Source organism: Niallia laureatilytica (assembly GCF_046613985.1).
Taxonomy (GTDB): domain Bacteria; phylum Bacillota; class Bacilli; order Bacillales; family Cytobacillaceae; genus Niallia.
The window spans coordinates 106,312-118,002 of the sequence record NZ_JBKKHP010000008.1 but is presented as its reverse complement, the minus strand read 5'-3'; the positions used below and the strand labels follow the sequence as shown (position 1 = coordinate 118,002).

At 39.1% G+C, this 11,691-nt stretch carries 9 protein-coding genes and 1 riboswitch; all 9 genes read right to left on the bottom strand.

From position 1 onward, the window contains the following. Nucleotides 1-60: 60 nt before the first annotated feature. Nucleotides 61-170, bottom strand: a riboswitch (TPP riboswitch). 93 nt (nt 171-263) lie between these two features. The 9 genes from ACLIJJ_RS18510 to ACLIJJ_RS18470 all read right to left on the bottom strand — a co-directional run bounded on the left by ACLIJJ_RS18510 (nt 264) and on the right by ACLIJJ_RS18470 (nt 11,547). Next, on the bottom strand, nt 264-1,460 hold the full coding sequence (locus tag ACLIJJ_RS18510) for a Ger(x)C family spore germination protein (protein ID WP_233316291.1): 1,197 nt from the start codon (nt 1,458-1,460) through the stop codon (nt 264-266). Next, nucleotides 1,457-3,055: a spore germination protein gene (locus ACLIJJ_RS18505; RefSeq protein WP_233316290.1), complete on the bottom strand. Its 1,599-nt coding sequence runs from the start codon at nt 3,053-3,055 to the stop codon at nt 1,457-1,459. The genes ACLIJJ_RS18510 and ACLIJJ_RS18505 overlap by 4 nt, the downstream gene beginning before the upstream one ends. Continuing rightward, on the bottom strand, nt 3,052-4,170 hold the full coding sequence (locus tag ACLIJJ_RS18500; RefSeq protein WP_233316289.1) for a GerAB/ArcD/ProY family transporter: 1,119 nt from the start codon (nt 4,168-4,170) through the stop codon (nt 3,052-3,054). The genes ACLIJJ_RS18505 and ACLIJJ_RS18500 overlap by 4 nt, the downstream gene beginning before the upstream one ends. A gap of 39 nt (nt 4,171-4,209) precedes the next feature. Then, nucleotides 4,210-5,334, bottom strand: coding sequence for a GerAB/ArcD/ProY family transporter (locus tag ACLIJJ_RS18495; protein WP_233316288.1), 1,125 nt, complete (start codon nt 5,332-5,334; stop codon nt 4,210-4,212). Nucleotides 5,335-5,371: 37 nt separating this feature from the next. Continuing rightward, nucleotides 5,372-5,608 (bottom strand): hypothetical protein, encoded by a 237-nt coding sequence (locus ACLIJJ_RS18490; RefSeq protein WP_233316287.1) that lies wholly within the window; start codon nt 5,606-5,608, stop codon nt 5,372-5,374. 130 nt (nt 5,609-5,738) lie between these two features. Then, a complete protein-coding gene (locus tag ACLIJJ_RS18485; RefSeq protein ID WP_233316286.1) occupies nt 5,739-6,878 on the bottom strand; it encodes a DEAD/DEAH box helicase in 1,140 nt (379 codons plus the stop codon). A 205-nt stretch (nt 6,879-7,083) separates the two neighbouring features. Then, the gene (locus ACLIJJ_RS18480; protein ID WP_411411456.1) at nt 7,084-7,782 is read right to left on the bottom strand and encodes a GTP pyrophosphokinase; all 699 of its coding nucleotides are present in this window, start codon (nt 7,780-7,782) and stop codon (nt 7,084-7,086) included. 191 nt (nt 7,783-7,973) lie between these two features. Beyond that, complete coding sequence (locus ACLIJJ_RS18475; protein ID WP_411230163.1) at nt 7,974-9,824, bottom strand: ABC transporter ATP-binding protein; 1,851 nt, start codon at nt 9,822-9,824, stop codon at nt 7,974-7,976. After that, nucleotides 9,817-11,547: an ABC transporter ATP-binding protein gene (locus ACLIJJ_RS18470; RefSeq protein WP_233316283.1), complete on the bottom strand. Its 1,731-nt coding sequence runs from the start codon at nt 11,545-11,547 to the stop codon at nt 9,817-9,819. Before ACLIJJ_RS18470 ends, ACLIJJ_RS18475 begins: the two co-directional genes overlap by 8 nt. Between the last annotated feature and the right edge of the window lie 144 nt (nt 11,548-11,691).

Below are 11,691 nucleotides of genomic sequence, written 5' to 3'. Positions count from 1 at the left end.
AAAGCCACTTTATCCCGTAGGAAAGTGGCTTTTGATTGTATGAACAGTAAAAGTACATAACAAAACAATCTTCCACTTTCCTACGCAGGTACGAACCTGTTCAGGTTATGAGGGTTTAAAAGTAGCTACTTTATTCTCAGCCCTTATCAAGGGATCCCCTAGTGATGATTTCTCATTTAATTTTCGTTTGTACATACAGAATATCATATCTATTTCATATTTCAAGCAATTATATTAAATTTTGGGATCATTATTATTTTTCGTTATTTCTCTACTTCGTCAAGGAAACTGTCTGACCTGATTCCTGTCCTTCTTAAGATGAACTCAAAGTCCACATTTACTTTGGCCTCTGAAAAGTATTTGTTCCAGTCGTCCTTTATCTTTGCAAACTGGTCATTATGCTGCCTTCTCATCATTTCTCCGAATCCAAATATATCCAGCCCATATTCATTTTGCATTTTTTCGACTGTGGTTTTAATTTTTTCTGATGCATCTTTACTGACAAGGTCTTCATACTTTTGAAAGGTCTCTATTTTATCCAATGCTTTAAAGCATTGTGTGCCTTCAATATAGCCTTCTGCTTTAATATTGATGTTGAATTCAGGTATTACTCCATCCATTTTCGTCTGGACATCTGTTGTTGAGTGGATAATTCTTACAGCACTATATTCATCATCCCCGCATTGTACTGTCAAGGTTGTATTTTGAAATTTATTTGTTATCCATAAATACACTCGAGTGTCCTCTATTGGCAAAAAGCCGACTAGCTTCTTTTTGTCAAAAATCGCAAGGGAATCAACTAGTACGATTGCTTCTGGTGTAACATTATTCATATTTTCAACAGTTGCTCCAACTTTCTTGTCTCCTTGTACAACTACTGCATTTAAAATTGCTTCCTTCCCTTCTAAAGTGATGTCATTGATAAAGTCATTTATTCTCATATCCGGATCTCCGCCCCAGTCTTGGAACATGTTTTCAAGCTGTGTCGACAACTTCAGAGAAGAGGATTTCCGGTAGAGATTTGTCACCTTTAACACATCAGACGCTTTCGTGTCCTTTGCAATTAGAATTTTGAAGTCATCACGAAGCTCCCTGTTTCTTTCTAAATAATCAATAAAATCAATCATCCCAGTCCTTGCTACATCTTCTCCAATAACGAGGAGCTTCATATGAGAAAAAACAAGGTATTGAGCATAATACTGGCTGAATTGATGACTGATTTCCGATAAGGTCTCTCCTTCAATCGTTTCTACTAATGCAGGAGCATTGCCTCCGCTCGTCCGTGAATTCAATTCTGCTGCATTTAATGCCTCTACCGTCACTTTATATTTGCCGTCATCTCCTCTATCAACCGCCATCCCTGAAACGAGTTTAATTTCTGACAGTTCCTTCCGATCCCAGCAGCCACTCAAAAGGAAAACAATCATAATGGAGATAAGCAGTTTTCCATAAAGCTTCAATCCCCGCTTCCTCCTTTCGTCTGTTTAGGAGGAGATGGTGAACCTTGCGGCTTTTGCTTATCTGTGCTGCTAGGACTTAAATAGGCAGGCCGCTTATTTTGAAACCAGATTGGCGTGCGAATAAATATATCCTTTTGATCCTCGACAATAAACGGTGCAACTGGCGCCAAGTACGGCACACCAAAGGAACGGAGCGAGCTAAGGTGGGCAACCATAAATATCAGCACAAGTAATACTCCATACAATCCGAGTATCGATGCAACAATAATAAGCACGAACCGTATCAACCGGGAGGCATTCGCAAAGCTGTAATTCGGAAAGACAAAGTTAGCAATCGCTGTGATCGCTACAATAATTACCATGATATTAGAAATGATTCCAGCTTCTGCTGCAGCTTGCCCGATTACCAATGCTCCAACGATGGATACTGTCTGACCTACTGCCCTTGGCATGCGGACACCGGCCTCACGGAGAATTTCAAAGGTTATCTCCATAATAAATACTTCAATAACTGCCGGGAACGGCACACCCTCCCGCTGGGCAATTACGCTTAACAGCAAAGTTGTCGGCAAAAGCTCTGGGTGGAAGGTTAATACTCCTACATAGGCAGAAGGCATCAACAAACCAATCATAAACGACAGGTAACGGATCATCCTGATAAAGCTGGACATGAAATAATTCTGGTAATTATCCTCAGATGAAATAAAGAAATCTGTCAGTACGGCAGGCACCAGCAAAATAAACGGTGTCCCGTCGGTTATGATGGCGATTTTTCCATCCAAAAGCGCTGAGCAGACTGAATCCGGCCGCTCTGTATTCAAAGCCAGAGGAAAGACAGTCGCAGATTTATCCTGAATGAGCTCTTCTATGTTCGCAGATTCAAAAACAGCGGAAATATTAATATCTTTTATTCGTTTCCGCACCTCTTCTAATATCTTTTCATTCACAACCCCTTTTATGGAGCCGACATACACACTCGTTCTCGTTTCATTTCCTACCTTGAATTTCTCAAACTGGAGATTATGGTTTTTTATCCTTTTCCGGATTAAATTAATGTTGGTTGATATGTCCTCAACAAATGCATCCTTTGGACCTCTTACAACTGTTTGTGTAGTCGGCTCCGAAACGGTTCTTCCTTCACTGTTGATGAAGCTGATAGTGAGTGCAGCCGGTATCCCTTTTATAACAACAGCAATTCTTCCCTCAAGAATTGTCTCTGTCATTTCACTGATTGTATTAATAAGTTTATAGCCTGACACACCAAAAGCTTTTTTCCCAAATGCTCGCAATTCTTCTTCACTCGTAATCTTAATATCCTGTTCAACAGGACTTTCCAAAGTTTGTCCAAGCATATCCTTGAGAAAGTCGGTATTGATGACCGTGTCTAAATAAAAAATAATCGCTTCTGACTTACCTACTAATACATCATCTGCCTTTAAATCTGCTGTATTGCCAAAAATCCTTTTAATCTCGTCCTTCACGGTTTCAAAGCTGATTTCTTTCATTTCAATTTCTTCCGCTTTTGTCGGTTTCGTATTAGAAGGTATTTGTTTTTTGCTGTTGATGGAAAGCAGTTTTTTCAAGAACTTCTTCATGCTTTTGCCTCCTTGCCTGAGCCTCGGTCTTTCCTCCACTTTTTAAACAGTAATGTAGCCAGCACTAAAATTGGGAACCCATATTCCAATGGCAGATGTAAGATAAATATATCCACATAAAGACCCTCTTTTATATGGTCTGCAAAGTCATTACTAATAAAAACAGCGAAGATCGAGACGATGCAGGCAACTGGGATAGAAAAAAACCGGTATGGCTTATTGAATACATACTCTAATCCTTTGAGACCGCCATAAATAAAGACAGAGCTCTTAATTAAAATTCCGAGCATGATAATGAAGACGACTAATGCATCAATCCGTTCAATAAATTCACCAATACTCACAAGCCTCGCTGCACTAAGCAGGGGAAAATTGGAACGAAGGGCGATGTTTTCACCTAAAGATGTGACGATTAAAAACACAGACAGAAGCAGCAGGAAACTAGCAATGGTAACACCCATAAGGCTTACTTTCCTGCTGTACTTGAAGTTCGTCACATCTGCAAGGACCACTGTGAATGCAATCAGCTCCCCAAAGGGAAAAACAGAGATAGAGGGAATGATTGCTTTCAGGATTGGCATAAAACCGGTTGAAGCAACTGGCTGAAGATTGTCCAGCTCAATATTTCCGCTCCCATACAAGAAAATAAACAACAAGAGCATGAAGGCAAATGTATATGGTGTAAAGATTTCAGAGGTTCGTCCCAACACTTCAATCCCCATATAGAGGATATAACCTATGACAAGGACAGGCAGAACTACTGTAACTTCAATGGGCGTTAACGGAAGAATCGCTGCTGAAATCAGCTCTCCAAAATCTCTAATTACCCGGCATGCTATATACAGAAAGTAGCAAATGTATACGAGAGACATAACGACTGCTACAGGTCTGGAAAAGCAAATTTCCATTATTTCAAAGAGGTTTTTTCCAGGCTGCAAAGACAGCAAAAAATAATAAGCAGACATGATGAGGATTCCGATAAAAAAGCCTGCAATTACGACCATCCATGCATCCCGCTTCGCCTCTAACCCTACTCCGACTACAATAGCGCTGCCGAGCAGGAAATTTATAACTAATGTGATTAATTGGCTTAATGAAATATTTTCCTTTAGCATACGCTCAACACCTTATGGATTATTGCACAGCAAGTTACTTTACATATTCCTTTCCTTCATCTGTTTGCCATTGTTTTTCCCTCTCCATTTTTTAAAGAGCAGGATAACTAATAACAATGCAGGCAGCCCAAATTGCAGCGGTACATGCAGCAAGAAAGGATTGGAAAGCAGTCCTTCGTTAATATGATCGGAATAGCCTTTTGCAATAAAAATCGAGAATAGTGAAATTAAACATGAAACGGGAATTGCAAAAAAGCGAAATGGAATCGAAAATACATACTCTAGTCCCTTCAATCCTCCATATATGTAAATAGAGCTTTTCACTAATGTCCCTAGCACCATTGTAAAAACAACAATTGCATCAACCCGCTGAATGAATTCCCCAATAGAGATAAGACGGGCAGCGCTCAACAGCGGAAAATTAGAACGAAGAGCAATATTTTGACCTAACGCCAGAATAATCAGCATAGATGATGCTATCAGCAAAAGGCTGGAAATAATCATGCTGGACATTACGACTTTGGCGCTCTGATCTAATCTGGATACACTCGGAAGGATGAATGTTAAAATAAGCAGCTGGCCATATGGACGTACGAGTTCATAAGGAAAAATCACCTTCCATAAAGGGCTGAATCCTTCTCCTAAAACAGGTTTGACATTTGTCATATCCAGGTTTTTCCCCGAATATAAAAACACAATTAATAGGACCATAAAAATAATCGCATATGGTGTGAATATCTCAGATGTCCTTGCCAGCACCTCAATCCCTAAATAGAGCACATAACCTATCACAAGTAGCAGTGTAAAAGTACTGAATTCAATGGGAGTGGTCGGCAGTACCGTCGCAGATATCAATTCTCCAAAGTCTCTTATAATCCGGCAAGCATAGTACAAGAAATAAATGATGTACACGAAGCTAATACATATTGCTATCGGTCTTTTAAAGCAGTACTCAAACATCTCATACAAATTTTTCCCAGGAAGCAGTGAGCTTAAATATAAATAAAACATAGTGATGAAAATCCCAAAGCCAAATGCAATAAAGAGAGCAATCCATGCATCCTCTTTTGCGTCTAATGCAAGTCCGAAAACAATGGAGCTGCCAATTTGAAAATTGAATACTAATGCTGCTAATTGGCTTAAAGAAATGTTCTCTTTGAGCATTGGACTCCACTTCCTTTAGTTTTTAACATAAATAGTTTCAAGCATTGGTTTTGTTTCCCTGCAGCTTCTTTTTCAGCCTCCTGAAATCAACCACTACAGACCAGATAAAGCCAAAGCCTGCTGTTAAGACAATAGTGATTGCTCCTGCTCCAACTTCAGCCTTATATATGTTCATAAAGCAATTCTTTAGGCTGTCATGAAATACGAACATATCTAAAATCAGGGTAAGGCTTCCCATCATGCCAATCAGCAATAAATAAACAAATGTAACCATATTAATTCACCTGCAAAATATTATTCTTGTCTTATCTTGTGAAAATTCTCCAATATTATGTAGTAAAAATTTGCAGGCATAAAAATAAAAAAATGCCGCTAATTTTTTAGCGGCATTTGAGTTGATTATTTTATTGTACGTCTGTAATTTCACCTTGATAAAATACTTTGCGTTTGAGGGGAAGTTTTAATTCTTTCAGCATTTGCTTCAATTCCCGTTCTTCTCTTTCTGTTACAAGGCTGATGACTGTACCTTCTTTACCGAATCGTCCTGTTCGGCCGGAACGGTGAATATATTGGGTCTTATCTTTTGCAAAATCAAAATGCACAACATGGGTTATATTTTGGATATCTAGCCCGCGTGCTGCAACATCTGTTGCCAGCAGCATACTCGTTTTGCCAGACCGGAACAGTCTTGTATATTTTTGCCTGTCCATCTTGTTAAGATCACTATGGAGCTTGCTCGTTTTAATTTCCTTGAAGGCTAATTTTTCATGAAGCACATCTAAATTTCCAATGTCCTTAATAAAAACAAGCACCTTTGCATTTTCAAGACGAGAGATTTTCTCCATCAGTTTAATTTTGTCTCGATGCTCTGCCTGAAAATATATATGCTGCACATCTGCTGCTTCAATAGTAGTATCCTTTTTAACTCGAATAACTGCTGGATCTAAAAGCAGTTCCTTGCCAAGCGCTTCTGTTCTGTCTGTCAACGTTGCTGAGAACATTACAACCTGTCTTTCCTCTTTCTGTGTCGCTTTAATGATTTGGCGTACATATTCAATATGCTCTGGAACGAGAAGCTGATCAGCCTCATCAAGGACAATTGTTCTTACTTCATGCATTTTTAGCTTCTTTTGCTTAATAAGCTCCAAAGCCCTTCCAGGTGTGCAAATAGCAAGATGAGGATTTTTCTTCAGCTTTTCTAATTGCCTTTTTACATTAGCTCCGCCAATGAACGAAGCAGATCTCACACCGCTGTTCTCTCCCCATTTTTGAACCTCAGCCAGAATTTGCATAACCAACTCCTGAGAAGAGGCCAATATTACTGCCTGCATAGCCTTGGATTCTGCGTTAATCTTATTTAATACCGGCAGCAAGTATGCCAATGTTTTTCCCGTACCTGTTGGCGATTCAGCGATGATGTCCTTGCCATCTAAAATCTCCGGAATAGCCTTGTCTTGAATAGTTGTTGGTTTTTGAAAACCTTGTTTAGCCCAGTTTTCTTCTATAAATGGTTTCATCTTATTTAAAAGGGTTTGGTTACTCATTTTATTCTCCTTTTTCATTGCAGCTGCTGCTTTTTACTGTTCCTTTTTGTTATAAGGATTATGTTTATTAGAACATCTAAAGGTTCAAATACAAAAGCATCTCCTTATTATAAATTATTCTCGTAAAAATAGATATGCAATCATCGAAACAGCAGTTTAAGAAAAAAAGAAAGTCTGCTGAGAAATGCAGACTTTCTTTTTTAATTTAGACGAGGGTTTGAGCATCTCCAACTGTTTGGTAAATATCAACTCTATCTTTAATCTTTTTCATTTTAACGTCGAGTTCATGGGCCGCACCTGCTGCTTCTTTCAGTTCTGCAAGCAAATGGTTTGGTATGCCTTTATCAAATTTATAATAAATTTTATGCTCAAGGCTTGCCCAGAAGTCCATAGCTATTGTTCTTATTTGTACCTCTACATATACTTCTTCCATTCCATTGCTCAAAAACACAGGAATTTTAACAATTAAATGGAGACTTTTATAACCATTTGGTTTTGGGTTCTCAATATAATCTTTTACTTCTACGATTTTTATATCACTTTGTTTTTTCAGCATTTCATAAATGTCATAAATATCAGAGATGAAAGAGCAGGTAATTCGTACACCAGCTATATCGTGAATATGCTCTTTCGCATTTTCAACTGTAATGTCGAGACCTTTGCGGTTAAGTTTTACCATAATCCCGCGCGGATCCTTAATTCGTGATTTAATATGTTCAATCGGATTGTGATTGTGGATAAATTGAAATTCTTCATTTAATATTTTCAGTTTTGTATTAACTTCCTCTAAAGCAAAGCGATAGACGATTAAATTGTTTTTCCACTCTATCAGTTCATTTGAAAGGTCGTCTAAGCTCCACTCGTTTAGAGAAAGCAGTGATTCATTGTTGTTAGAGCGATCCATAAATCAATAAGTCTCCTTTGGTTTTCTATAAACCTTTTCTGCATTGACTCCAATATTCTTCAAAAGTTCGATAATCTGATCGATTGTTTTCATTTCAACCATTCACCTCTTCGAAATGTTAAGGGTGACAGGCACCTGTCTTTATTATAGAGAAAAATGACCGGTCAGTCAATTCCCCTTTTCTTGGTATTTTAAAGACCTTCAGCTCCATTTTCGCCAGAATTTGTCTGAAACTGGTTCTGGTTCAGTCGATAATAAAAGCCTTTTTTCAGCAATAACTCATCATGCGACCCTTTTTCAATGATCTCACCATTATTAAGCACTAGTATACAATCGGCATGCTTTATTGTGTTCAATCGATGAGCAACAACAAAGGAGGTTTTCTCCTTCATCAGCACCTGCAGCGCTTCTTGAATTTTCAATTCAGTTATTGTATCAATACTGCTCGTTGCCTCATCAAGTATAAGTATTTTAGGGTCAGCAAGGATTGCTCTAGCAATTGACAACAGCTGTTTTTGTCCTTGGCTGATGCTGTTCCCATCTGCTGCCAAAACCGTGTCGTATCCGTCCGGCAGACTATTGATAAAGCTGTGGGCATTTGCAAGCATGGCTGCTTCCTCTATCTCTTTATCGGTTGCATCCAGCCTTCCATAACGAATATTTTCTCTAATTGTCCCTGAAAATAAATAAGCATCCTGGAGAACAAAGCCCATATGGGAGCGTAGGCTCTCTCGTTTAATAGTGGTAAGGTCATAGCCATCGAGTTTGATTGTACCTTCTGTGGCATCATAAAATCGCGACAGAAGGTTAATGACCGTCGTTTTTCCTGCTCCAGTAGGACCGACAAGGGCAATCGTTTCACCTTGTTTAGCATGGAAAGAAACACCATTCAAAATGCCTTTATCTTCTTCATAAGCAAAAGACACATTTGAAAAAACAACATCACCCTTTACAGCTTCAAGAGAAAAGGCTGTGTTTTCATCCTTCTCCTCTTTCTGTTCATCAAGCACTTCAAATACTCTTTCCGCCCCAGCTATTGCAGATAATAATGTGTTGAACTGATTGGAAAGATCATTCAGAGGGCGGGTGAACTGCCGTGAGTATTCAACAAATATGACGATAACTCCGATAGAAATGTTTCCTGTTTTTAAAATGATTAGTCCGCCGACACCGACAATCAGTGCAAAACTGATATTATTGAGCATGTTCATCAGCTTTGGAATAAAGCCAGAATAAACTTGGGCCCAATAGCTAACATTTTTTAAGTTTTCACTTTTATCAACAAGGTCACTAATCATCCTGTCTTCTAGGGAAAAGGTTTTAACAATTCGCTGGCCTGAAATGGATTCCTCAATAAAACCGTTTAGATTCCCTAATTTATTCTGCTGTTCCTTAAAGAGCACTCCTGTTCTTGCCGTTATCCATTTCATCCCAAAATACATAACAGGTATTATCGTTAAACTCAGTACGGTGAGGAGAGGACTGAGCCAGAGCATGATGGAGACCGTTCCAATCAGTGTTAGAATACTCGAAAATATTTGGATAACAGAGCTGTTGAGTGTGGAGCTGACATTCTCAATATCATTTGTCACCCTGCTCATCAGCTCTCCATGCTGTCTTTTATCAAAATAGGCAATCGGCAGCTGGTGAAACTGTGCAAAAAGGTCAGTGCGAAGTCTGTACACCGTTGACTGGGATATGCCAATCATCCAATAGTTCTGCAAAAATAGGCTGGCAGAATAAAAGAAGTAGATGACCCCGAGTATAAGCAGCATCGTGCCAAGCCCGGTAAATTCTTTGTTTACAATATATTGATCGATTGATTTACCGACAAGATAAGGCCCTAATAAACCTAACAAGCAGCTTGCGGCTACAAGAAACAGCACAACAAAGAGTAGGCCTTTCTGAACAGCCATGTACTGCCATAAACGATACAGGGTTCTGCTCATGTTTCGGGGTTTTGTCTTCGCCTTTTTCTTTGTAGCCTTCCTACCTATTTCCGGCTTAGGATACAAAAAAGCATCGGTCAGGGTCTTAAACATGACTAGCCTCCTCCTTCCCTAACTGTGACTCAACTATTTGCTGGTAAAGTTTGTTTTCTTTCAACAGCTGTTCATGATGGGCATAGGCAAGAATTTTCCCTTCCTCCATCAGAAGAATCCGATTTGCCTTTCGTGCTGTTGAAATTTTTTGAGTAATTAAAAGTACAGTCGCATTATATGTGGAGATTGCCTGAAGCAGCTCTTTTTCTGTCTGCAAATCTAACGCACTTGTGCTGTCGTCCAAAAGCAATATTTTAGGATTTCTTACGAGTGCCCTTGCAATAGACAGTCTTTGCCTTTGTCCGCCAGACAAATTAATGCCTTTTTGGCCAATTCTTGTCTCATATTTCTTCGGCAGCTTCATAATTGTCTCGTGTATTTGTGCATCTTTAGCTGCCTTTACTATCATCTCATCAGAAGCAAAAGGGTTTCCCCACATGATATTTTCCTTTATTGTTCCTGTAAACAATAAGGAAACTTGCGGCACATAGCCAATCTGCTTTCTCAAGGAATCAAGATCATAATCAGTGATATCTGTGTCATCCATATAAACAGCACCCTTAGTCGGTTCAAAGAGTCTTGGTATTAACTGAAATAATGATGTTTTTCCTGCTCCGGTAATTCCCATGACAGCAATGACCTCATTGGGCTGTACAGTGAAGCTGATTTTCTCCAGTACATTTACTTTCGTATTCGGATAAGCAAAGGCAATATCCCGGAATGTTAATTTTCCGGTAATTTTCTTTTGCTGCTGAGAAGGATTCGCTTTATCATTGTCCTTTTCTTCCATCTCAAAAACCTCCTGCAGCCTGTCAGCTGATGCCTTACAGCGGGAAATCACCATAATGAGCATTGTGATGACAGATAGAGAAGAGGTAATTCTTAATGAGTAGTTGATAATGGCAACAACATCCCCCACCTGTGTCTCACCAGCAGCTATTTGGCCTGATCCCAGCCAAAGGATGGCAATTATACAGAGATTCATGATAAACAGCAAGAGCGGAACAGTGATTTCCATTACACGCAACGCTTTTTCTGTGCTTTGTTTTAAATCATCACTGGCAACAGTGAACCGATCGTTCTCAAAACGCTTTCGAGTATATGCCTTTATCAGCTTAACGGCGGTTAAGTTTTCAAGCATTACATTGTTCACGAAATCTAATTTACTCTGTACTTTCTTAAACAGCCTCCCGCCTTTACGGATTACCCATATAAACATCAGGATGATAACAGGAATAGTCACTGCAAGTATTAAAGCAAGCCTGGCGTTGACAGCAAAGGACATGATGATTCCGCCGACTATTAATAAGGGAGAACGGAGAAGGAAACGCAAGCTCATAAAAATCATATTTTGCAGCTGTGTAATATCGTTTGTCAGCCTTGTTATTAAGGAAGAACTGGAAAACTTGCTGCTGTTGGCAAATGTAAAGTATTGAATGATTGAATAGAGCTCTTTGCGGAGGCTGTAGCCGAAGTTCTGGCTGACATGGGCTGAATAAAATGTGTTGATAATTCCTGCTGCAAAGGCAAGCAGGGAAATACCGACAAGAATGCTTCCCCAAAAAATAACAGTGTCCGTATTTTGATGTGCCAATCCATCATCGATAATCTTTGCCATAATAAGAGGCTGGACAAGCTCTACTGCAAGTTCTGTCAGCATCAGAACTAATGCAACAGCGATGCTGACTTGATATGTCCGAAGTCTTTTGAATATTTTTGCCATGTTTCTCCTCCCGCCTTTTGTATAAACAATGTAACCGTTTTTAAATTCTTTAGGAAAACTAAATATTGCTATTATCATACCTCTTTTCCCCAAAATAGAAAACATAAGTTTATACCTATCTCAGCACTTTTTTAGGCAGGAGCA

Coding starts and splice junctions, on each gene's coding strand:
- ACLIJJ_RS18485 (WP_233316286.1), bottom strand. CDS start 6,878: ATGAGTAACCAAACCCTTTTAAATAAGATGAAACCATTTATAGAAGAA.
- ACLIJJ_RS18495 (WP_233316288.1), bottom strand. CDS start 5,334: ATGCTCAAAGAGAACATTTCTTTAAGCCAATTAGCAGCATTAGTATTC.
- ACLIJJ_RS18475 (WP_411230163.1), bottom strand. CDS start 9,824: ATGTTTAAGACCCTGACCGATGCTTTTTTGTATCCTAAGCCGGAAATA.
- ACLIJJ_RS18490 (WP_233316287.1), bottom strand. CDS start 5,608: ATGGTTACATTTGTTTATTTATTGCTGATTGGCATGATGGGAAGCCTT.
- ACLIJJ_RS18505 (WP_233316290.1), bottom strand. CDS start 3,055: ATGAAGAAGTTCTTGAAAAAACTGCTTTCCATCAACAGCAAAAAACAA.
- ACLIJJ_RS18470 (WP_233316283.1), bottom strand. CDS start 11,547: ATGGCAAAAATATTCAAAAGACTTCGGACATATCAAGTCAGCATCGCT.
- ACLIJJ_RS18500 (WP_233316289.1), bottom strand. CDS start 4,170: ATGCTAAAGGAAAATATTTCATTAAGCCAATTAATCACATTAGTTATA.
- ACLIJJ_RS18480 (WP_411411456.1), bottom strand. CDS start 7,782: ATGGATCGCTCTAACAACAATGAATCACTGCTTTCTCTAAACGAGTGG.